Origin of the sequence: Nocardiopsis sp. NPDC006139 (assembly GCF_040614155.1) — a bacterium.
Taxonomy (GTDB): domain Bacteria; phylum Actinomycetota; class Actinomycetes; order Streptosporangiales; family Streptosporangiaceae; genus Nocardiopsis; species Nocardiopsis changdeensis.
In genome coordinates this window covers 64,629-86,694 of record NZ_JBEXTT010000009.1, presented here as the reverse complement: position 1 = coordinate 86,694, position 22,066 = coordinate 64,629, and the positions used below count along the sequence as shown (strand labels likewise).

Annotated in this window: 19 protein-coding genes and 1 pseudogene; 12 read left to right on the top strand and 8 right to left on the bottom strand. The window is 71.1% G+C overall.

Translation table 11 applies throughout. The features are described from left to right. Positions 1-111: 111 nt before the first annotated feature. A complete protein-coding gene (locus tag ABZ249_RS14195; protein ID WP_355262030.1) occupies positions 112-702 on the bottom strand; it encodes a snapalysin family zinc-dependent metalloprotease in 591 nt (196 codons plus the stop codon). A 144-nt stretch (positions 703-846) separates the two neighbouring features. Then, positions 847-1,572, bottom strand: a complete 726-nt coding sequence (locus ABZ249_RS14190; RefSeq protein WP_355262027.1) for an SDR family oxidoreductase — start codon at positions 1,570-1,572, stop codon at positions 847-849. A gap of 83 nt (positions 1,573-1,655) precedes the next feature. On the opposite strand from ABZ249_RS14190, the gene ABZ249_RS14185 reads away from it, so the two are divergent. From ABZ249_RS14185 to ABZ249_RS14170, 4 genes are all read left to right on the top strand, one after another. Further along, positions 1,656-2,534, top strand: a complete 879-nt coding sequence (locus ABZ249_RS14185; protein WP_355262024.1) for a LysR family transcriptional regulator — start codon at positions 1,656-1,658, stop codon at positions 2,532-2,534. Positions 2,535-2,808: 274 nt separating this feature from the next. Beyond that, the gene (locus ABZ249_RS14180; protein ID WP_355262021.1) at positions 2,809-4,101 is read left to right on the top strand and encodes a pyrrolo-quinoline quinone; all 1,293 of its coding nucleotides are present in this window, start codon (positions 2,809-2,811) and stop codon (positions 4,099-4,101) included. Between the two features lie 49 nt (positions 4,102-4,150). Beyond that, positions 4,151-4,519, top strand: a complete 369-nt coding sequence (locus tag ABZ249_RS14175; protein ID WP_355262018.1) for a BlaI/MecI/CopY family transcriptional regulator — start codon at positions 4,151-4,153, stop codon at positions 4,517-4,519. Further along, positions 4,516-5,490 carry a M56 family metallopeptidase gene (locus ABZ249_RS14170; protein WP_355262015.1) on the top strand — a complete coding sequence of 325 codons (975 nt, stop codon included), beginning with the start codon at positions 4,516-4,518 and terminating at the stop codon, positions 5,488-5,490. The genes ABZ249_RS14175 and ABZ249_RS14170 overlap by 4 nt, the downstream gene beginning before the upstream one ends. Positions 5,491-5,561: 71 nt before the next feature. On the opposite strand, the gene ABZ249_RS14165 is transcribed toward ABZ249_RS14170, so the two are convergent. Continuing rightward, on the bottom strand, positions 5,562-5,936 hold the full coding sequence (locus ABZ249_RS14165) for a BlaI/MecI/CopY family transcriptional regulator (protein WP_355262012.1): 375 nt from the start codon (positions 5,934-5,936) through the stop codon (positions 5,562-5,564). Positions 5,937-6,099: 163 nt separating this feature from the next. Here ABZ249_RS14165 and ABZ249_RS14160 point away from each other — a divergent pair, with 163 nt between their 5' ends. Continuing rightward, positions 6,100-6,948 (top strand): DsbA family protein, encoded by an 849-nt coding sequence (locus tag ABZ249_RS14160; RefSeq protein ID WP_355262009.1) that lies wholly within the window; start codon positions 6,100-6,102, stop codon positions 6,946-6,948. Further along, the gene (locus ABZ249_RS14155) at positions 6,945-7,814 is read left to right on the top strand and encodes a cytochrome c biogenesis protein CcdA (protein ID WP_355262006.1); all 870 of its coding nucleotides are present in this window, start codon (positions 6,945-6,947) and stop codon (positions 7,812-7,814) included. Before ABZ249_RS14160 ends, ABZ249_RS14155 begins: the two co-directional genes overlap by 4 nt. A gap of 197 nt (positions 7,815-8,011) precedes the next feature. Here ABZ249_RS14155 and ABZ249_RS14150 read toward each other — a convergent pair whose 3' ends face one another. The 3 genes from ABZ249_RS14150 to ABZ249_RS14140 all read right to left on the bottom strand — a co-directional run bounded on the left by ABZ249_RS14150 (position 8,012) and on the right by ABZ249_RS14140 (position 12,010). After that, positions 8,012-9,346 (bottom strand): aldehyde dehydrogenase family protein, encoded by a 1,335-nt coding sequence (locus ABZ249_RS14150; protein ID WP_355262003.1) that lies wholly within the window; start codon positions 9,344-9,346, stop codon positions 8,012-8,014. Positions 9,347-9,419: 73 nt separating this feature from the next. Continuing rightward, on the bottom strand, positions 9,420-10,520 hold the full coding sequence (locus ABZ249_RS14145; RefSeq protein WP_355262000.1) for a Zn-dependent alcohol dehydrogenase: 1,101 nt from the start codon (positions 10,518-10,520) through the stop codon (positions 9,420-9,422). Continuing rightward, the gene (locus tag ABZ249_RS14140; RefSeq protein ID WP_220559512.1) at positions 10,520-12,010 is read right to left on the bottom strand and encodes an APC family permease; all 1,491 of its coding nucleotides are present in this window, start codon (positions 12,008-12,010) and stop codon (positions 10,520-10,522) included. The genes ABZ249_RS14145 and ABZ249_RS14140 overlap by 1 nt, the downstream gene beginning before the upstream one ends. 205 nt (positions 12,011-12,215) lie before the next feature. Here ABZ249_RS14140 and ABZ249_RS14135 point away from each other — a divergent pair, with 205 nt between their 5' ends. From ABZ249_RS14135 to ABZ249_RS14120, 4 genes and pseudogenes are all read left to right on the top strand, one after another. Further along, on the top strand, positions 12,216-12,890 hold the full coding sequence (locus ABZ249_RS14135) for a TetR family transcriptional regulator C-terminal domain-containing protein (protein ID WP_355261996.1): 675 nt from the start codon (positions 12,216-12,218) through the stop codon (positions 12,888-12,890). 263 nt (positions 12,891-13,153) lie between these two features. Continuing rightward, positions 13,154-13,585 carry a VOC family protein gene (locus tag ABZ249_RS14130; protein ID WP_355261993.1) on the top strand — a complete coding sequence of 144 codons (432 nt, stop codon included), beginning with the start codon at positions 13,154-13,156 and terminating at the stop codon, positions 13,583-13,585. Positions 13,586-13,829: 244 nt separating this feature from the next. Further along, positions 13,830-14,621: a hypothetical protein gene (locus ABZ249_RS14125; protein ID WP_355261990.1), complete on the top strand. Its 792-nt coding sequence runs from the start codon at positions 13,830-13,832 to the stop codon at positions 14,619-14,621. Positions 14,622-15,114: 493 nt separating this feature from the next. Next, positions 15,115-15,855: pseudogene (locus tag ABZ249_RS14120) on the top strand (IS5 family transposase); the annotation flags it as partial. A gap of 72 nt (positions 15,856-15,927) precedes the next feature. On the opposite strand, the gene ABZ249_RS14115 reads toward ABZ249_RS14120, so the two are convergent. Continuing rightward, a complete protein-coding gene (locus ABZ249_RS14115) occupies positions 15,928-19,164 on the bottom strand; it encodes a Clp protease N-terminal domain-containing protein (protein WP_355261987.1) in 3,237 nt (1,078 codons plus the stop codon). Between the two features lie 1,042 nt (positions 19,165-20,206). Continuing rightward, entirely contained in the window at positions 20,207-20,608 is a 402-nt protein-coding gene (locus tag ABZ249_RS14110) for a hypothetical protein (RefSeq protein WP_355261984.1), read from the bottom strand. 235 nt (positions 20,609-20,843) lie between these two features. Between ABZ249_RS14110 and ABZ249_RS14105 the strand changes: the two genes are divergently transcribed. After that, entirely contained in the window at positions 20,844-21,359 is a 516-nt protein-coding gene (locus ABZ249_RS14105; protein WP_355261981.1) for a hypothetical protein, read from the top strand. A gap of 50 nt (positions 21,360-21,409) precedes the next feature. Next, positions 21,410-21,898, top strand: a complete 489-nt coding sequence (locus ABZ249_RS14100) for a DUF4265 domain-containing protein (protein WP_355261978.1) — start codon at positions 21,410-21,412, stop codon at positions 21,896-21,898. Positions 21,899-22,066: the final 168 nt, after the last annotated feature.

Sequence of the window (22,066 nt, the reverse complement as noted above, 5' to 3'; positions counted from 1 at the left end):
GTCGGCCACGGCGTGCCCGCCGTGCCGCGCCCCCGTGCGCCGGCGCCGGCGGTGCCGACCCGCCGAGGCGGGCCGGCACCGCCGGCCGTCGGCTCCGCGGTCCGCGACCGCTCAGCCGCGGTCGACCACGATCTGCCCGTCGGGCGCGCTCTGACCGGCCGCGCCGCCGCCGTAGTTGGCCTCGACCCGGGCCCGCTCGGAGGCGTTCGGGTTGGGGTTGGTGCAGCTCACACCACCGGTGGAGCCCGACATCAGCGACGAGCACGGGCCGGGCTTGGCGTCGGGCAGCCCCAGGCTGTGGCCGAGCTCGTGGGCGGCGATGCGCACCGCGTCGTAGCCCTGCGCGGTGCCCTGGCGGCCCATCCAGACGGTGACCTGCCCGCCGGGCCGCACCGGGCCCAGGTGGGCCCGGGGCCAGCCGTCGTCGGCGATGACGCGGATCTCGGCGCGCCGTCCGGCGGGGGCCGGCTCCAGGCGGACGTTGCCGACGCTGGAGTTCCACACGTTCACGGCCGCCGCGACGGCGGAGGTGTACTCCGCGGCCCGGCTGGAGTCGTAGTACAGGACGGTCTGGGCCGCGGGCCGGACCTGATCCGCGGTCGGGGCGTGGACGGGCGCGGCGCCGGCGGGCGCGACGCCCACCAGCGTCATCGCCAGAGCACTCAGGGTGATGAGCAGGGGCGTGAGGATACGTCTCAGCATGCGGGGGCTCCCGGGGGTGAGGGTGCTGAACTGATCGGTGACCCGGTGGGGTCGGGGCGATGCTATGCGTAGCGCCCCGTCCTCACAAGGAGTGCAGAACGACCATTCGCGAACAACGCGCCCCCGCGCCGGGAGCCCCCGCCCTCACCAGGGGACGGCCCCCGCCTCGTCGAAGAACCCGCCGCGCGGCCCGTCGTCGGGCAGGGTGGCGAGCCGGATCGCGATCGCGGCCCCCTGCTCCGGGGTCCGCGAGCCGTTGAACCCCGTGAAGTCCGTGGCCACGTATCCGGGGCAGGCCGCGTTGACGATGATGCCGGTGTCGGCGAACCGGCGGGCGTACTGGACGGTGACGGCGTTGAGCATGGTCTTGGACGGCGCGTACGCCGCCAGCACCGGTCCCGTTCGCAGGGTCAGGGACCCCATGTTGCTCGACATGTTGACGATCCGCGGCGCGTCCGAGCGGCGCAGCAGCGGCAGCATCGCGTTGGTGACCCGGACCACCCCGAACACGTTGGTCTCCAGCACGGTGCGCACGACGTCCAGGTCCAGCGTGGTCGGGTCCTGCCCGCCGCCGTCGGAGCGGCCGGCGATGCCCGCGTTGTTGACGAGTACGTCCAGGCGCCCCGCCTCCTCCTCGACGGCCTCCGCCGCCGCGGCGACACCCTCGTCGGAGGTGACGTCCAGCGCGACCCCGAACGCGTCGACGCCCTCGGAGCGCAGCCGCTCCACCGCCGCCTCGCGCCGCCCCTCGTCGCGCGCCCCCACCGCGACCCGGAACCCGACCTGTCCGAGGCCCCGTGCGATGGCGAGGCCGATTCCCTTGTTCGCGCCGGTGACCAGCGCGGTCTTCGTGTCGTTCACGGGTCCCATCCTCGGGGGGCCGCGAGCCCGGCGTCCAAGACCGAGTGGGTCCACTGTGATACCCGCCGGGTATCGGCCGGTAGTCTGCCGACGTGGACCACCTCGAGACCCGCGAGCTGCGGTACTTCGTCGCCGTCGCCGAAGAGCTGCATTTCGGGCGCGCCGCCGAGCGGCTCGGGATCGCGCAGCCCCCGCTGTCCCGTGCGATCCGCCGGCTCGAACACCGGATCGGCGTCCGGCTCCTCGACCGGGACCGGCGCCGCGTGGAGCTCACCCCGGCGGGCGCGGTGCTGCTCCGGGAGGCCCGGTCGGCCCTCGACGCGGTCGAGGCCGCCGTCCACCGGACACGGCGCGCCGGGGACCCGAAGCGGCCGCTGGTGCTCGCGACCAAGGCCGGCGCCTCCCACGAACTGCTGCGGAGCCTCCTCGACCGGGCGGCCGGCGAGCCCGGTGCCGCGCCGGTCGACGTCCTGCTGTGCGAGGTCGGTGAACAGGCGGGCCTGCTGCGCAGCGGACGCGCCGACGTGGCGCTCATGCACCGTCCGTTCGACGACCTCGCCGGGTTCGACACCGAGGACCTCCACACCGAGGGCCAGGTCGCGATCCTGCCCGCGGACCACCCGCTGGCGTCGCACGAACGGCTCACGCTGGCCCAGGTGCAGGACGTCCCGGGGCTGCCGATCGCCCGGTGGCCGCGGCTCGACGGGTCCTACCCGGACGGGCCCGGGCCGAAGGTGGGCACCCAGGCGCAGCTCGCCCAGCTCGTGGCGCTCGGCAGGACGCTGCTCGTCATCCCCGCCTCCAGCCGCGCCTGGCAGTGGCCAGAACACGTCGCGGTGCCCGTCGTCGACGCCCCGGAGGTCACCACGGTGATCGCCTGGCCGCCCCACAGCCGGTCCCGGGCGGTCGCCGCGCTGGTCCGCACGGCGGCCGGGCTCCACGGCGCCCCCCTGCCCGTGTCCTCGGACTGACCGCACCGGGGCACACCGGGGCCCGGTGGAGCCGGGGCGGGCACGGGGGGCGGGCCGCCGGGCGCCGTTCCCGGCCCCGTGCGACGGCCGGCGGTTCTCCGACACCCGCAGCGCGTTTCTCTCTATCCCGCATAGAATATCTTCTATTCTCGATAGAGAACAGAGTGGGCGCCGAGCCGCCGCGGCACCCCCGGCCGCCCCGCCCGGCCGGACACCGCCCCTTCCCGCCCTGTGCGGAAGGACGGCGCCCGCGCGACGACGTGAGGTGGTACCCATGCCGGAGCGGTTCCGCCGCCCGTCCCCGCCCCGCCGTGCCGCACGCGCCCGGCGCCGGCTCCCCGCCGCGGCGCTGTGCCTGCTCCTGGCCGCCACCGCCTGCGGCAGGCCCGGACCCGCCGACCCGGTCGACGCCCTGCCGCTGGACGGGGAACCGACCCCCGCCCCGGAGGTGGAACCGGGTCGGTTCCCCGGACCCGTGGACGGTTCGGCCGGATGGGCCACGCCCTACTCCTCCGAGCCCAAGGGCTCCGACACCGGGTTCGTCGGCCCCGTGTCCCCGGAGGGCGGGGGCGAACTGCACTTCGTCGGCATGGACGACCGGGGCCGCACCCGCTGGTCCACCGAGCGCAACCCGAGCTGCACGGGGTTCGCCCTCACCCGCACGGGCGGCGGCGACGACCTGGTGGTGCTGCTCGACAGCGACGCGGCACCCGAGCGCGGGCTGCTGGCGACCCGGACCACGGCGGCCGCCCTCGATCCCGAGACCGGGCGCAAGGTGTGGGGGCCCGTGGAGGTGCCCGGTACCTGGGTGGGGCCGGGTCTGGTGTTCGCGCAGGTCGCGCACACCGTCATGAGCGCCGAGACCGGGCCCGCTGTGGCCCTGGCCGCGGACACCGGACGCGTCGCGGCCGACGAACGGCAGGGGGACGCGGTCCTGCACGAGTACCAGGGCACCGTGCTCCTCCACCGCGACGGAGCGCTGCGCGCGGTCGACGCCGGCTCCGGACGGGAACTCTGGGACCACACCGGCCTGGAGGTCCCCGCCGCCCTGGAAGGGGCGGCGGGGGAGGCCGCCGTGTCCTACGGCCCCCGCCCCGTGAGCGACTCCGCGCCGGTGGCCGTGATGGCCTGGGAGCGGGGGGAGGCCGCGGCCTACACCGTCCACGGCCTGGAAGACGGCCGGACGCTGGCGGAGTTCTCCTCGCGGTCCGAGCCCGTACCGGTCGGCGACGAGCACGGGCGCGCCGCGGTCGCGGGCACCTCGGCCCGGTCCGGCGCACCCGTGATCACGGGCTGGGACGGCGCCCCCGGAACCGGCGGCTGGACGGTGGAGGCGGAGGCCGGGGAGCGGCCCGTCCGCATCGTCTCCGGCTACCTGTACACCGAGGCCGGCGGGGAGAACCGCGTCCGCTCCATGGCCGACGGCGCGCTCCTGGACAGCGGTGCGTGGGAGGCGCCCGTGGCCGGGACGGCCGGCGGGGCGGCCGCGATGCCGGTGCCCGGCGGAGGCGGCGCCTACGCCCTGTTCCCGTCACCGGGCGCAGAGCGCGGGCAGGGGGGTGCGTGATCACTATGCTGAGGGGGATTCCGATGTCGACCGGTGGGATGCGGATGCCATGATCGCTGGGCTGGGACCGCTGGAGGCCGCGGTCATGGAGGTGCTCTGGCGCGCGCCCGGACCCCTGCCCGTGCGCGGCGTCCTGGAGGGGCTCACCGACCACGAGGTCGCCTACACCACCGCCTCCACCGTCCTGGAGAACCTGCGCCGCAAGGGCTGGGTCGACCGCGAGCGGACCGGCCGCCTGTGGTTCTACCGCCCCCGGCGCGACCGGTCGACGCACGCGGCCGAGGTGATGCACGAGGCGCTGGCCGACAGCCGCGACTCCGAGGCGACGCTGCTGCGCTTCGTGGACGCCATGCGGCCCGAGGAGGTGCGGGCCCTGCGGGCCCTGCTCGCCGACCTGCCCGACGAGGAGGAGCGGTGACCTGGTCCTTCGCCGCCCTGTGCGCCGTGGCCGCGGTCGGTGTGCGCGGACCCGCGGTACTGCGCCGCACCGCCCGCGACTGCGGCCCGGGACCACGCGCCATGCTGGCTCTGTGGACCGCGGCCACCGCGGCCTGGGTGCTCTCCTGCGCCGCCCTGCTCGGCGTGCTCGCCGCGGAGCTGCTGGGGCCGGCGGTCAAGGGCGTCATCGCCGCGTGTGTGAGCGTCCTCCAGGCACTGGAGCGCAACCACGCCGGATGGGGGATCGGTGCCGGGGCCGTCCTGGTGCTGGCCGCCCTCGCGCGGCTGCTGTGGACCGCCGCCCGCCAGGGGCGCGCGGGGCTGTCCTGGCGCCGGGCCCACCACCGGGACCTGCTCACCGCGGCGCGGCGCCGCCGCCTGTACGGCCACCCCGTGTGGCTGCTCGACACCGCCGAACCGGGCGCCTACTGCGTCCCCGGGACCCGGGGCGGCGTCGTCATCACCAGCGGGGCGCTGGAGGTGCTCACCGCGGCGCAGGCCCGCGCGGTCCTGGCCCACGAGCGGGCCCACCTGCGCGGCCGGCACCACCTGCTGGTCGGCTGGGTCCGGCTCCTGGACCGCGCGTTCCCCGGGGTCCCGCTGTTCCGCGCCGCGGCGCGCGACGTCCCCGAACTCGTGGAGTGGGCCGCCGACGACCGCGCCGTGCGCGCCGTGGGGATGCGCCCCCTGGTCCACGCGCTGGGATCCCTCGCGCGGACCGGGCAGGCCGGGCCGGGCGGGCCGACCGGTGCCGCGCGGACGCTGTCCATCGCGGGCGCGTGCCCGGTCGAGCGCGTCCGCCGCCAGGTCCAGCGCCCCACGGGGTGCCGGATCTGGAGGGGGAGGCTCCGCGCCGGGGCCGCCGCCGTGCTCGTCACGCTCCCCCTGGTGTTCACGGTCGCGTCCGCCCTGGCCGCGGTGCTGATCCCCCACTGCCGCTGCGCAGGCTGACCGCCCCGGACCCGGGGCACTCTGCCGGGCACGGGCGCGCCGGGGGAGCGGTCCGGCACGGCGACCGCGCGTCAGCTTCCGGGCTCCCCCTCGTCGGCCGCCTCCACCAGGCGCCTGAGCGTGCGCACGTCACCGGGGGACATGGCGCCGACGAACCTCAGCAGGGTGCTCCCCGGCCGGTCGCTGCCGGCCAGGGCCCGGTGCATGTCCTGCGCCGCCCGCTCACTGCGGTCCAGCACGGGCCGGTAGAACCAGACCAGCCCCCGCTGCTCGCGGTCGACCCACCCCTTGGCGTGCAGGTTGCCGAGCACGGTGGCCACCGTGGTGTAGGCGGGGCCGTCCCCGCCGAGGTGCCGGGCGACCGCGCGCACCGTCACCGGCCCCTCCGCCTCCCAGACGGATTCCATCACCGCCGACTCCAGAGGTCCCAGCGTCCCGCCGCCCATCGCCCGCGGCCACCCCTTCCCGTGCCCTGTCCGGCCCCGGCCGTCGCGGCGCCCACGGCCAGTATGCGCCGGTCCGGCGGTGGGGCGCGCCCCGCCCGATCTATCTTCCTTAGTAGGTCTACTATGTACGATAGAAACCACATCGGACGGAGGAAGGCCGAGCATGCCCGATGCGCCGAAGAGGGGGACCGGACCCGGGGGGCGTTCCGCGGGGGACGGTGAGACGGGCCGCGGCGGCGAGGGCCGCGGCACCTCCTGGAAGGTGCCGCTGGTCCTGGGGGCGGCCCTGCTCCTGATCGCCGCCGTGATCACCCTGGGGCGCTCCGGGCAGGACACCGGAGCCGAACAGGACCGGGCGGCGGCACCGGACACGGCCGGCGCCCCGTCCGAGCCCACCGGGGCGGACGGGGAGGCACCCGACTCCGCTGCCGCAGCCGGAACCGAGGCGCCCATGGCCCGCAGGCAGCCCGACGACCCCACCGCCCTGGGCGAGGTCGACGCGCCGGTCGTCATGGTCGTCTACTCCGACTACCACTGCCCCTACTGCGGGCGCTGGGTCGAGGAGACCCGGCCCGAACTCATGCACTACGTCGACTCCGGCGACCTGCGCATCGAGTGGCGCGACTTCCCCATCATCACCGACACCTCCGAGGCGGTCGCCCTGGCCTCCCGCGCCGCCGCGGCCCAGGGCGCCTTCTGGGAGTTCCACGAGGCCTACTACGCCATCGACGAGGGGTCCGACCGGCGCGACCCTGAGGCGGCCGTCGCCCGCATCGTCGACGACCTGGGACTGGACCCCGAGCGGTTCGACGAGGACCGCAACGGCGCCGCGGCGGCCGAACTGGTCGGGCGCGACTTCTCCGAGGGCCTGTCGATCGGCGTCACCTCGACCCCGGCCTTCCTCATCAACGGGCAGGCCGTCATGGGCGCCCAGCCGCTGGAGGTGTTCGAGACGGTCATCGACGACTCCCTGGAGGCCGTGGCCGCCCAGGCCGGGGGAGGGGGACGGTGACCGACATCGGGTTCGCCGCCGCCCTGGCCGGGGGAGTGCTCGCCCTGCTCAGCCCGTGCAGCGCCCTCCTGCTGCCCTCCTTCTTCGGCTACGCCTTCCGCGACCCGCGCCGCCTGGTGGCGCGCACGACCGTCTTCTACCTCGGGCTGTGCACCTCCCTGGTGCCCCTGGGGGCGGGGTCGGCACTGGTCGGCCGCCTGGTCTACGGCGAGAGGGAGCTGCTGATCACCGTCGCCGGGTGGCTCGTCATCGCCTTCGGCGTCGCCCAGATCGCGGGCCTGGGCTTCTCGTCCCGGCTGGCGCAGCGCATCCAGGGGCGCCTGGCGGGCAGGAGGGACACGGCGTCGGTCTTCGTCCTGGGCGCGGTGTACGGGTTCGCCGGGTTCTGCTCCGGCCCCATCCTGGGCGCGGTGCTCACCGTCGCCGCCACCGGCGGCACCGTGCGCGGCGCCCTGCTGCTGGCCGCCTACGCCCTGGGCATGGCGGCCCCGCTGTTCCTGCTGGCCCTGCTCTGGGACCGTTACGACCTCGGGTCCCGCCGCTGGCTGCGGGGCCGGACCTTCCGCGTGGGGCCGGTGGAGTTCCACACGACCGCGCTGCTGTCGGGCCTGATGTTCATCGGGGTCGGGGTCCTGTTCCTCGTCTCCGACGGGACCGCGGCCCTGTTCGGCGGCACGGGCCGCCTGGACGAGGCCGCCCACCGCCTCCAGGAGTGGATCTTCGGGATCGGCGGCTCCGGGGCCGACGCGGTCCTGCTGGCGGCGCTGGGGCTGGTGCTCATCGCGGTGGGGCTGCGCGGCCGGTACCGGCGCGGCAGGCGGGAGGAGGACGCCGCCCCGTCCGGCCCGCCCGCGGGAGAGCGGTAGGGGCCGGCCCGCCAGCGCCCGCGGCCGGGTCCCGGGGCCGCTCGGTGCCGGGGCCGCTTCCGGGGGCGCGGCGCGCCGCCCCCGTGCCGCCGGTGCCGGCCCCGGTGCCCGGGGCGCCCGGACCGCCCCCGGGACCGGGATGACACCGGCCGCCGCTGCGGCCCGCCCCACCCCCGCCCCCGCGGACCTTCACCGCACTAGGCGACCGTGCGGATGAGCTTCTTGTTGAGGAACTCCTCCATGCCGGGACGCCCCAGCTCGCGGCCGAAACCCGAGCGCTTGACACCGCCGAAGGGCAGTTCGGCGCCCTCCGCACCGACACCGTTGATGAAGACCATCCCGGTGTCGAGGCGGTCGGCGACGCGCCGCGCCTGCTCGGGGTCGGTGGTGAACACGTACGACCCCAGGCCGTACGGGGTGTCGTTGGCGATCCGTACCGCGTCCTCCTCGTCCGCGGCCGGGAACACCAGGGCGACGGGGCCGAACAGCTCCTGTCGGGCCACGGGGAGGTCGGTGGTGAGACCGGTGAGGAGGGCCGGCGGGTAGTAGGCGCCGTGGGGCTCCTCCGCCCTGACCAGGTGCGCCCCCTGGGCGACGGCGGCGTCGACCTGGCTCCCCAGGGTCCGGGCGGCGGCGGCCGAGGCCAGCGGCGCCCCGGACCACCCGGCCGGCAGCCGGGCGGCGAACCGCTCCACGAACGCGTCGTACAGCTCCGCGACGACCACGAACCGCTTGGCCGCGTTGCACGCCTGGCCGGTGTTGTCGAGGCGGGACGCCACCGCGGCGTCGACGACCGAGTCGAGGTCGTCGGTGGACAGCACGATGAAGGGGTCGGAGCCGCCGAGTTCGAGCACGACCTTCTTCAGGTGCCGCCCCGCGATCTCGGCGACGGCGGAGCCGGCCCGCTCGGAGCCGGTGAGCGAGACCCCCCGCACGCGCGGGTCGGCGATCATCGCGCCCACCTGCTCGTTGGTCGCGTAGACGTTGACGTACGCGCCCTCGGGGAAGCCCGCCCGGGTGAAGAGCTCCTGGAGGAGTTCGGCGGTGTCCGGGCACTGCGGGGCGTGCTTGAGGACGATGGTGTTGCCCGCCGCGAGGTTCGGGGCGGCGAACCGGGCGACCTGGTAGGCGGGGAAGTTCCACGGCATGATGCCCAGGAGGACGCCGAGCGGGGAGCGCCGCAGCACGGCTCCGCCGGGCCCGGAGGTGACGTCGAGCGGCTCGTCGGCGAGGAACTCCTCGGCGTGGTCGGCGTAGTAGTGGTAGATCTCGACGCAGAAGTCGACCTCCTGCCCGGCCTCGGCCAGGGGCTTGCCCATCTCCCGCACGATGCCCGCGGCCAGGGCGGCGCGGTGCTCCGTGTGGAGGTCGCCCAGGCGACGCAGCAGCGCGGCGCGCTCGGCCGCGGCGCCGGTGCGCCCCCACTCCGCGGCCCGGTGGGCACGGGCGAGGGCCGCTTCGATCTCGGCGTCCGTGGCGGCCGGGCGGGTGGTGTGGACCCGGCCGGTGGCGGGGTCGGTGACGGCGTACATGGTCCTCCAAGCGGGTGGGCGTGTGCGGGACGGCGGGGCGGCCCGGGGCGCGGTGGGCCACCGGGTCACGGGGTCACGGTCGCAGGATCGTGCGCAGGCCGGATCCGGCCTCGAGGTCGGCGAACGCGGCCTCGACCTCGGACAGGGGGCGGGTGGCGCCGATGAGGTCGTCCAGCGGCAGCCGCCCCGCCAGGTACAGCCGCGCCAGCTTCGGGATGTCGATCTGGCCGACGCTGGAGCCGTAGTTGCAGCCGAGGATCCGCTTCCCCTGGTCGGCGAGGTCGAACAGGTCGAACGCGCCGGTCGCCCCGGTGGGGGCCATCCCGACGAGGACGGCGGCCCCGCCCGAGGTGAGCATGGCCGGCAGGGTCTCGATCACCCGGGGGCTGCCGATCGCCTCGAACGCGTGGTCCACGCCCCCCAGCTCCCTTCGGCACCAGGCGGCGACGTCGGTCGCGGCCCCGTCCAGGACGTGGGTGGCGCCGAACCGCAGCGCCGCCTCGCGCCGCTCGGGCGACAGGTCGACGGCGATGATGGGATCGGCGCCGACGAGCGCGAGCCCCATGACCACGGACAGGCCGACCCCGCCGGTGCCGATGACCACGGCCGACTCGCCGGGCCGCACCTCGGCGGTGTTGGTGACCGCGCCGATCCCGGTGGTGATGGAACAGCCCAGCAGGGCGCCCACCTCGAAGGGGAGCTCCCGGGGCACCTTCACCGCCGCGGACTCGGGGACGGTGAGGCGGCCGGTGAACGCGCCCAGGCCCAGGTAGGGCCACACCGGGTCGCCGTCGGCGTCGGTGAAGGGCGTGGTCCCGTCGGGCAGGGTGTTCTCGACGGCACGGGTCTCCGTGCACAGCCAGGCCCTGCCGGCCGCGCACTTGCGGCACCGGCGGCAGGGCGCGAACCAGGACAGGACGACGTGGTCGCCCGGTTCCAGGCCGGTCACCCCGGCTCCGGTCCCGGTGACCACGCCCGCCGCCTCGTGGCCCAGGACCAGGGGCCGGTCGGTGGGCCAGTCCCCGTTCACGATGTGCAGGTCCGAGTGGCACACGCCCGCGGCCCGCACCTCGATCTCCACTTCGCCGGGGCCGGCGGGCCGGAGGGCGACCTCACGGGTGTGCATCCCCCGGTCGGGGTCGACGACGACGGCCGGGGAGGGGTGTGACGACATCAGGGCGTCTCCAACTTCTCTTCCTGGTTCTGGTTCTGGTTCGCGGGGAGGCGGGTGTGGGGCTTGGCGATCGCCACGTAGACGAGGCCGACGGCCAGCAGCACGGAGAAGACGAGGACCACGGCCCAGACCTGGACCCAGCTGCCGCCGACCGGCGCGAGCTCGACCCGCGGCCAGGCGATGTTGGTCGCCTCGAAGAGCAGCCAGACCACGGCCAGGACGTTGATCACCAGGCCGGCGCGGCCCAGGTCCACCCGCCCCCGGGAGGGCCGCCAGCGTCCGGTGAGGCGGGCGACGAGCGCCACGACGGCGACCGAGAGGAAGACGAAGTAGAACCCGCCGGAGCCGAAGGCGATCAGGGTCGCCGCCGCGTTGCCGTTCAGGCCGAGCAGCAGGCCGAGGCTGGCGAGGACCGCCGTGACCACGAGCGACACCCACGGGATCTGGCGAGGGCCGACTGTGGCCAGGGTGGCGGAGAAGGGCAGCTGCCGGTCGCGGGCGAACGCGTAGACGGCACGGCCGATGTAGGTCTGGATGGAGATGGCGCAGGCGATGAACGCCAGCAGGACGACGGCGATGAAGGGCTTCTCGCTCCAACCGCCCAGACCCGCGGTGACGGCGGTGAAGACCGGGTCCGCGAGCCGACCGGCGACGGCCTCCTCCGGGTTCGGCAGGGCCAGCGTGACGGCGAGACCGGTGAGCAGGACGGTGAAGGCGACGAACAGGTAGGCGCGGATGAGGGCCCGGGGGACGTTGCGCCGGGGCTGCTCGGTCTCCTCGGCGACCTGGGTGGTGGCGTCGAAGCCGAGGAACGCCCAGCCGGCCACGGCCAGGCAGGTCAGGAATCCGGCCAGGACCGATCCGCCGGAGGCGGCCTGGGCCCCCAGGGTCTCGAAGAGGATGCCGAACCCGTTGTTGTGCGCGAAGACGAGCAGGAACACGCTCACCGCGATGGAGGCGACGCCCTCGGCGACGATGCCCGCGTTGAGGAAGTGCTTGACCGGGTTGACGCCCAGGAGGTTGATCCCCAGCGCCACCGCGATGAAGACCACGCCCAGCAGCACGTGGTGGAGGGGCTCCAGCGGCCCGTCGCTGAAGAGCATGTGCAGCCACGTCGCCCCCAGGTAGGCCACGGTCGTCAGCGAGGCGATGGCCGAGGCGAGGTAGATCCACCCCACCAGCCAGCCCTGGCGCGGACCGGCCAGGCGTCGCACCCACTGGTAGACGCCGCCGGTGACGGGGAACTGGGAGGACAGCTCGACGTAGACGACCGCGACGAGCAGCTGCCCCAGGAAGGCGAGGAGGACCGCCCAGATCCAGGCGGGGCCGGCGAAGACGAACCCGAGCTGCACCACGGCGTAGATGCCCACGACGGGCGAGATGGTGGCGAACCCGATGGCGAACACGGCCCATACGGACAAGCTGCGTCGAAGTTCCTGCCGGTAGCCGTATTCGGCCAGTTCACCGGCATCGGTGCGTGAGTTGTCCACGTTCGTCTCCTGTGAGGGATGCGCGACGGCTCCCGAGGGCCGGCGGCGCCCGGGGAGCGGGGCGCGGTGGGCCGGGCCGGGGAAGGATCCGGTGCCGTCGGCGGTACGGCCGACGGAGCGGGTTCGAGCAGGTCACCCTACGGATCGCGCTTATTGTTCGCGAAGCCAATAAGATACTGGGTGCTTAGCCAATAGCATCTGTGGCATGACGTCAAGCGATCGCAGGAAACGAGTTCGCAAAGCCCCCGAGGAGCGCCGCGACGAGATCGTGGCGGCCGCGGCCCGGACCGGGCTCGTCGAGGGCCTGGAACGCATCACCCTGCGCCGGGTGGCGGACGACCTCGGGGTGCGCCCCGGCCTGGTCGGCCACTACTTCCCCGTGGTCGAGGAGCTCGTGGCCGAAGCCTTCACCAGCGCGGCCCTGGGGGAACTGGACGTCCTGCTCCCGGAGACGCCCGCGGAACCCGCCCCGGGGGAGACGGCGCCGGCGGCGATGCCGATCCTGCGGGACTTCCTGAGCAGGATGTCGGGCCCCGTGTTCGACGACGTCAGCAGGCTCTGGCTCAACGCCCGGCACCTCGCCCGCTACCGGCCCGCCCTGCGCGAGAGGGTCGTGAGCCAGGAACTGCTCTGGTGTCGGCGGGTGGAACAGGTCCTCGCCCTCGGCGTGGAGCAGGGGAGCTTCCGCTGCGACGACCCGTGGGGCGCGGCCGTGCGGATCATGGCCGCCATCGACGGGGCCAACTCCTACATCAACACCAGCGCGCCACAGCGCTCGGAACCCCTGACCGAGATGGTCCGCACCCTCGTGGAAGCCGAACTGGGACTGGGCCGGGACGCCCTCCGCGCCCCGAGCCCGGCCCCGGCCCCGAACACCTGAGCACCGGGCCGGGGGCGCGGCCGCATGGGCGTGCCGGCACTCCCCGGCCCGGCCGGAGCACACACCGGGACGGCGCCACCGGCCGCTCAGTGCTGCGCGGATCCCAGGGCATCGGGGCCGGTGGCACGGTCGGCAGGGGAGCGGCCCGCCCCAGGCCCGCGTTCGGTGCCCACGGCGAACGCTCGACCGGCGATGACGGTGTCCTGTGCCGGGTGCGATGGAGGCCCCCGAGGGATGAGCCGGACCCCTGTTATCCTGCGCTGGTGTCAGCGATCAAACAGTTCCAGGTGACCTTCGACTGCGCGGAACCCGCGCGCCTCGCCGCTTTCTGGTGCGAGGTGCTGGGGTACGTCATACCGCCGGTCCCGGAGGGCTTCGCCACCTGGGAGGAGTACCACCGCTCGCTGCCACCCGAGGACGAGATCTACTTCGCGTGCACCGATCCCTCCGGCGTGGCTCCGCGCCTGCTCTTCCAGCGGGTCCCCGAAAGCAAGGTCGTCAAGAACCGGGTGCATCTCTGTGTGCGGACCGGCGCCGGGCTCGTGGGCGACGAGCGCCTGGCCACCCTCGAGGCCGAATGCGCACGGCTGATGGCTCTGGGCGCGAAGCACGTGCTGACGCAGCGCGCCGACGGCGTCAACGAGTCGTGCATCACGATGCAGGACATCGAAGACAACGAGTTCTGCCTCTCCTGAAGCTCCTCCGAGACGCCAGGTCGAGAGCCGTGCAGATCACGGTGCGCATGCCGATCGATGACACCTCTGATCGGGGGGAAGAGAACCAGCGGCGCCTGGCACGCATCCGCCACGCCATCGAATCGTGAGCTGTTCCTGGTGTCGGTATTCGGGGGCGCCTGACGTCATCCGGCACACCTCAAAGTCGCCATCACACCCGGCACGGAACACTCTCACCTGCCGGAACTGATGCCGAGGAGGCATGATGGCTGACGGGACGCTGTTCTGCGCGCTGCACGGCACCCTGGAACTCCACCCGTGGTACGACCCCGCCACCGCCGACGCCGACCCCTACATCCTGTTCCACGCACGGTCCCAGACCCACCGATGGCTGGCTCCGCCCGACGACGGGAGGCCCGAAGCGGGGCTGTGGGGCATGAACGACGCCGGCCTGGACCCGCTCGATGAGGGCAGCCGGAGGCTGTGGTTCCAGGTCTCCCACCAACCGCCCGCCGTGCCCCGCCGTGCGGTGCCCGCCCAGCAGATGCTGGACTGCGCCGGGGCCGTCGCCGACCGCGTGGGCCGCCTCGGCCTGGAGGCCGCCCAACTCCTCGTCCCCCTCCAGGACCTTCCTCCCGGTCCCGACGAAGGCTCCTACGGCGACCTCGTGAGCGCACTTCCCTGGTTCGCCGAACTGCCCGACCAGGCCCGCACCGCCGTGGTGGTGAGCCTGGCCTCCGGCACCGGCACAGAGGCCGCCGACGCCGCCCCGGCCATGGCGGAGCGGCTACGCGAGATCCGCCAGCAGGTCTTCACCGATATCGCCGCCGCACCCGGCCGGGACGCGGCCCAGGGGTTGACCCCCGGGATCCCCGACTTCGCGGGCGCCGAGCGGGAGCGGGAAGGGCACCGTGCGACCTTCGAGGGACACCTGGCGGAGTGGTCCTATGACGCGATCGGGTGGCTGATGGCCTTCCTCTGCGAGGCCGCGATCGAGCAGGGCGTGCGTGCCCCTGTGGTCGCCACCGTCCGCCTGAGCCCGCGGCCCGGTGAGTGAGCGGGCAGCCCGGCACGGCTGGTTCCGGGGAGGGCTCCCGGTCTGCACCAGGGCCTCGGAAAGCACCCTGTTCTGCACTGAACTCGCAGGAGGCAATGGAGCGTGCCGGGATCGCCTCCCGTCACTCAGTCGGGGTGCGGATGAATCCGACGGGCCACGTTTTGGCTCCGGGCTATGCCCAACCGCGGGTTGGGCATAGCTGCCACCTTCGCGCAGATCTGGGAGGACGGCCACTCCCTACCTCTATGGTGTGGGGCGTCCCTAGACCGGCCGGACGTCGAAGGCGCTAACGCTCGTCTGCGACACTCCACCGACAGCCGCGCGTTGAACACAGCGGAAGCGTGACGCGCTCTGGGCTCGCTAACGACCCTCACTGACCCTAGGCACTGTTTTTTGGAAGTGGGAGCAGAGCGGGTTCGTCCTGGCAGGGTGGCTGAACGTGCCCGGATGCCATGAACTCTCCGACGCCGAGTGGGCCCTGCTCGCCCCGCTCATGCCCGCCGCCTCCGTAAGGGCAAGAAATGGGCTGACCACCGCAAGATCATCAACGCGATCCTGTTCCGCACCCGCACCGGCATTTTCTGGCGGGATCTGCCGGAACGCTACGGGCCCCGGGAGCCCGCCGCCGGACGCCACCGCCGCTGGTGCAACGACGGCACCTGGCAAAGGATCGCCGACCGGCTGCGGATCGACGCCGCTGGCGGCCAAGAGCTCATCGCCGGCATCGATTCGACCACGGTGCGGGCCCATCAGCACTCCGCTGGGGCAGCGAAAAGGGGGACTGGGGCCGGGACGAACCGGACCGGGCCGAAGCACTCGGTCGCTCCCAGGGCGGGCCGGTCACGATCCCGGGCCAGCGCGGGGACAGCCTGATGTTCGAGCCCTTGATGGGTGCTCTGCGGCTGCCTCGCAGCATCTGGCGGCCGCGCATCCGCCCGGACCGGGTGCTGGGAGACCGGGCCTACTCCAGCCGGGCCAACCGGGAGCATCCGAGGCGCCACAAGATCGAAGCGACCATCCCTCAGCCCCGCGACCAACGCGAGCACCGCGAACGCGAGGAGCCGGCGGGCAACAGGCCCCCGGTCTTCGACCGGGCGGCTTACCGGGAGTGCAACACGGTGGAGCGGTGCATCGACCTGCTCGAGCAGAAACGGGCGGTCGCGACCCGCTATGACAGCGGGCTGTGATCTTCGACGGGATCGTGCAGGTCGCCTCGATCTGGATCCGGCTCCGAGACCTCACCCGTTCAAAACAATGCCTAGCCCATCGGATCAGAGGACCCTTAGGAGGGCTGATCATCAGACAGCTAGTTCTTGTAGCTCTGCAGTACCTGCTGGTGCACGGTGTCTAGGTCAGCCCCCAGGTGCGTCAGGAGGTGCGAGGCGGTGCAATCCGGTAGCCGGGTTAGGCCGAGCAGCAGGTGCTCGGTTCCGATGTAGCTGTGCCTGAGTTCGAGAGATGCGCGTATCGTCTCTGACAGGAAGCTCTTGGTTTCAGGGCTGAAAGGGATGTGTCCCGAGGGGCGTTGCTCTCCACAGCCGATTGTTTCCCTGACATGACTTCGCGCCGTTTCGAGATCGACACCGAGCCCATGCAGGACTCCGGAAGCGATGCCCGCGTCTTCGCGGAGCAGTCCGAGCAGCAGGTGCTCGGTTCCGATGTAGTCGTGGTTGAGGTCCCGTGCTTCTTCTTGGGACTGGACCACCACCCGCCGGGCCCGATCGGTGAACCTTTCGAAGGCTCCTTGCTTCTGCTCATTCGAGCGATTCGCTTGGTCGACCATCTTTTGCCTCACCTGTTGGTGTGCTCGGTCCAAGGGGGTTCCGAGGGTGAGCAATGCCTGGGCGGCTGCGCCATCGCTAACTTTGAGTAGGCCGAGTAGTAGGTGCTCGGGGCCGATGAACTCGTGCCCGAACTGGAGGGCCTCGCGGAGGGTCCACTCTAAGCACTCCTTGACTTGAGGGGTGAAGGGGGCGTAGCCGTCCGGACGGCTTTGCCCACGGCCGTTTTTCTTGATCACCTCGGCTAGGACGGTATCGTAGTCGACTCCCACGGATTTCAGGGCGATTGAGGCGACGCCCTTGCTTTCACTGATTAAGCTGAGTAGTAGGTGTTCGGTGCCGGTATGCTCGTGGCCTAGCTCCCTTGCCTTCTCTTGGGACAGTATGAGAACGCGCAGACTTGGACCTGTGAATCTTTCAAGGAAACGCTGACCTTGCTGCTCCTGTTCGTCCGGAGGGGCGACCTTGGAGTCGACTTTGCTCACCTCTGAGGCACGCTGGTACCAGTGCTCGGATTCCTTTTCATCGTTTTTCTTTCCAAATAGATGTCCCAAACTCATCATGGCATCGCGATCACCTGCCTCCGCTGCCTTTCGGTATAGGAACTCGGCTTCGGTGGTATCTCCGTGCTCAGTGAGCAGGTCAGCGAGAGTGATCATGGCCCGGGTGTGGCCGTGTTCGGCCGCGCGCCGGAGCCAGAACTCTGCCTCGTCCTTGTTCCACCATCGCGTGGCCTTCAAAGCGCCGAGCTTGGCCATGGCATCGGCATCGCCTCTCTCGGCTTCTGCGTTCCAGAGCTCTTCCATTTTGTGTTTTTTGAGCGATCTTTGAACGAGTGCACGCAGGCGTGCGGGAAAGAGTAAGAAAATTCTGAATACAAGGTTGCGTCGGGCGTCACCCAAACCTTTTTTGGCTGCCTTTCGATACCACTTTCTTGCCTCTCTGATATTTCCCCTGGCCTCCTCGAGAATCCCGAGTCCCACCAAGGAGCCAGGATCTCCATTTTCAGCTGCACGTCGCCACCAGGCCCCGGCTTTCTCGTACTCGCCCCGCCGCTCGTGCATTCCAGCGAGGCGTTTCATGGCCCGGGTGTCGCCATGGTCGGCCGCGCGATGGAGCCAGGACTGAGCCTCGGTGAACTCGCTCTGGTCCTCAAGCAGGGCACCGAGCTCAGCCATGGCATAGGCATTGCCGCTCATGGCGGCAATGCGGAACCACTGTTCTGCTTCCTCTGCGTCTCCACGTCTGGCTAGAAGTTCACCGAGGTTGAGAACAGCGATCAGGCTTCCGTTTTTTACCGCCTTCCGATACCAGGATTCGGCTTCTGATGATTTTCCTTGCTCTTCTGATAGAACGCCAAGGCTGTTCATCGCACGCGGCTCGTTCTCAGCGGCCGCACGCTGCCACCAGGCCTCGGCCTCGTCTGCAATCCTTCGCTTGTTTAGAAGGGCCCCCAGATAGGACATGGCCTCGCTGTTTCCACTCTCGGCGGATTTGCGCAGCCAGATCTCGGCCTCATCGAGCTCGTCCTGCTCATACAGCAGTACACCGAGACGTCGCATAACTCGGACTTCCCCGTGCTCAGCAGCTTTGCGGAAGAAAATCACAGCCTCAGCATGGTTGCCCCGACCGTCCAGTAGGAAACCGAGATTGCCCATAGCCTTGACACCGCCCATGTCAGCGGCCCGCCGGTACCAGGGTTCCGCCTCCTCTGTTCCTCCCCGGTTGTGGAGTAGGACGCCGAGGTTGGTCATGGCGGCGACAGATCCCGTGTCGATGGCCTTTCGGTACCAGGACTCCGCCTCCTCTGTTTTTCCCTGATCAGAGAGCGCCAGACCGAGGTTGGTCATGGCTCCTATGTGTCCGGCGTCGACGGCTCTCCGGAACCAGGACTCCGCCTCCGAGTGCTCCCCCCGGTCCAAGGCCAGCTGACCGAGACCGTTCACAGAGCCCGGGTGTTCCTTCTCAGCGGCCCTGAGCCACGCCATCTCGGCCACCTCGGACCGATTGCCGTCATAGGCGGCCCACCCGAGAGAGAACAGGGTGTCTGGAGCGGTGACACGGGAGAGAGCGACCTTCCAGAGGTCGGAGGGCACAGGGGTGTCGGTCTCGTCGATGAGGTAGTCGAAGGGGCGCCACAGGTCCTCGTCACCGGAAGCGGCGGGTAGCAGTAGACCACACGTGTTCTCGTGTTCGCGGGTGGCCCAGGCCAGGGCCTCTTCAAAATTCTCCGGGCGCAGCACCGGGGGAAGCGGATAGACCCGGTGGGCGGCCTCCAGTAGAGCAGAGTCTGTGTGCTCCACTCCGATCCGCGCGAGGTCGACCGCAGCGGCCACCACCCGATGGCCACGAGGGTGCCCGCCTTCTCCCCGGGCCAGGTCCTTGTTGGAACGCCAGAGGGAGGCGAGTTGAGGTGCCGACGACAGGTACTCGCTCACACCATGCCCGTGTTCGGCACGCTGGCGGTGGGCGGCGTCCGCCAATGGCTGGTTGCCGCTCTCCGCGGCGCGCTCCAACTCCGCCTCACTCCACTGACGGTCCAGCTCAATCACAGGAACGTTGCGAAGGAGTTCGCGCCCCTCATCCTCTCCGGTCCCGCCTCCATGATCGGCGGAGGGGCTGGGCGAGATGGCATCAAGGTAGGGCTTCTTACGCATGGTGGCCACGACCACCGCCCCTAGTTCGTGGAGCCGGTGAACGACAGCTCGGTTAAGGCCCGTTCCGTATTTGAGATGGCGGTCCAGGTCGTCAAGCCAGACCACCGACCGACCCCCGCTGCGTCCGTGCGCGGCAACGGCATCACAGAGTGCCGACGGGTCACATCCCACCGCTGGGACGAACACGTGTCGATCTCTTAAACGACTGGTCACCGCGTGCCAGGCGGCGCGGCTCTTGCCCGCAGTGGATGGCCCCACCACCAGTACCAGGTCGCCGTGTTCGGCTGCATGGTCGATCCGCTCTTCCAGGTCGGTATCACGGTCGCGTGCCACGTACGGCGACAGCCCCTCCCTGGACCTATGCGCTCCCGCGCGCAGCGCGTCGACCTCTCTCACCGGAGCCGACCACCAGCTGTTGCTGTTTGGCCGAGAGGTCGGTTGCGCATTGGACTCTGCCTCAGATCGCAGAGCCCAGACCCACACGCCTGTTATAGGGAGAGTGAAGGCGCCGATGCCAGCTAGCCAGCCTGTGCGCTCTACCGCCTGCCAGGACCACCCTCCACCCACCCACAGGCCGGTCCCGACCAAAACGCCCAGTAGAAGCGTGGCCAAGGCGGCGTAAATGACCTTCTTCGACCGGCTCATGACCGAACTTTCTTGCAGCGAATCCCGGTGGAGCAAGGGGGATCGAGGGATCGTTGTCGACCTCTTACTCATCCGACCGCGACGCCGGCGGCCCCTGCCCGGATCCACCTCGCTTTGGCCATGTGGCCGATTGTGGCGCGGAAACCCGCGTGGGGTAAGGAGTTTGGGTTGAACCGCCCGTATCCGGCCCGGTGGGGCGGCAGGGTGTGCGGGCCCTGGGGAACCCGCGTGACGGCGTGGGCGCAGTTGTGAGGTGTTGGGGGCGGACACGGGAATGCGCCTACATGGCACAGGAGGGCGAAGTGCTCCGCGAGGTTGGGGTCCACCTGCACTGACTTTGGACGGGGGAGCACGCTTGGAGCACGCAGGGGCCTGGAACACCGCGAGGACCTCTTGCGAGGTCCTCGGAAACCCATCTGAACTGGGGTTTTGTGGCGCACCCGGCAGGATTCGAACCTGCGGCCATCGGATTAGAAGTTAGCTGGTCCGGTGCCGCCACGTGTCATTCTGTGACGTTCCGTCCCACCCCATCCGATTCGCAGTGTCGTCTGCTGACGCCTGATGTCATCCTGTGCTGTTCCAGTCCAAGACGCTGAAGCACGAACGGAGCATGAAACGGTGGCTGACGACGTCCGATGGCACCTTGCGAGGTCCTCACCGATCGGATCAGGATGCCATGTAGTCCAGGGCGAACCTGTCCCCACAGGCCCTGGACGCGATCGCGCCCCGGACCTTCGCCGCCGTCGCGGGCCTGTGCGGTATCGCGCTGTTGGTGATCCATTAGCGGCGCCAGCGCACCACCGAAGCCGACTCTGAACGTGCCGATCGGGTCGCCCAGCGTGAGGTCATCAAGCTGTTCAATGAACGCTTCACCACCGCGTACACCGAATTGGGCAGCGAGCACGCCGCCGTGTGTCTGGGCGCAGTCCAAGCCTTGGCCCACCTGGCAGACGACGCCCCCTCCGAGCAGGAGGTGCAGGTGGTCATCGATGTGCTGTGCGCCTACGTGTGCATTGGCAGCCGAACCTGATTGAGGGCGAGGAAGAGCCTGGCCAGGAGAGCCCACATGGCGCACCTGAACACTGACATTTCCACTGCGTCGCCCACTGTCATGTTCACCGCGTCCAACATGGGTTTTAGTGTTGACTGTTGTTGATGGCCGCGAAGATGTCGGTACCGTCGCCGGTTCCGGTCGACGACCGGCCGAAGGCAGTGCCTTCGGCCGGGCAGCGAGTTTCCAGACCGTCACCGCGATCACGCGAGAGAACGGACGCATGACCAGCCTCAACGAGATGAGCGAGCGCGAGTACTTCGCCAACGTTGGCAAACGGCCAGGGATGTTCGTCGGCCGCCCCTCCTTTCACGCGTTGACCGCCTTCCTGACTGGATACGACGAGAGCTCGGAACGACACGGGACACCCGGACTGGAAGGGTGGCACGAGTGGCTGGTCGCCCGCCGAGGACGGGACTGTAACCACGCATGGCCCGGCCAGGTCCTGCACATCGCCCTTCCCGACGGCTGGGACAATCCCTGGGAGCTACCGCCCGAGCACGAAGCCCGCGCGATCGAGGTCCTCTTCCAACTCCTGAACGAGTTTCTCGCGGATCGTGAGGGCGGGGCCGAGGGGGAACCGGCTCAACGTGCAGATCACTGATATCCCCATGGTCGCAACCCGTTCTGGGGGACGTGAAGGGTGGTGGTCCGGTGACGAACGCCAGTGACGACCACGTGAAGGTCCATTTCCGCTTGGAGATAGAGGAGGACGGCTGGCCGCCCGCGAATGCCGAGAGCCTGTGGGCTGTAGACCTCGGAGGCTGGTCGGTACGGCTGGACAACACACTCTGGTTCGTCCGCGGAGTCGCCAGCGGGGACGTCATCAGGGTGCAACCCGATGACGAAGGTGTCCTGTGGGCCGGGGAAACGGTTCAGGCCTCGCAGAACCGCACCATTCGGCTCATCGTGGTGAAGGACGACGGCTCTGCCGCCGCCCGACAGAGCGTGCGGGAGGCCTTCCACCGCCTCGGTGCGACGGGCGAGGGCATCGAGCGGTTCCGGATGGTGGCCTTGGACGTCCCGCCGCAGGCGGACCTCCCGAAAATCCGCAAGCTGTTGGAGCACGGCGAGACGAAGGAGCGGTGGTACTGGGAAGAGGGATGTGTCACCGCTGCCTGGGGCACCGCTGCGCGAGCGTGAGGACGGCGGTGTAAGGCGGCGCGCGAGGCCTCCTCGCCACCCTGACGGACGCACCGGGAGGAACCACAGGAGTAACTCCCCAGCCGTATGAGGCGGTGGCGGGTGTTTAGTGTGGAGGTTGCTGGAAGCTGTGATGTGTGCCGGGATCGCTTCCCGGTACTCGTGGCG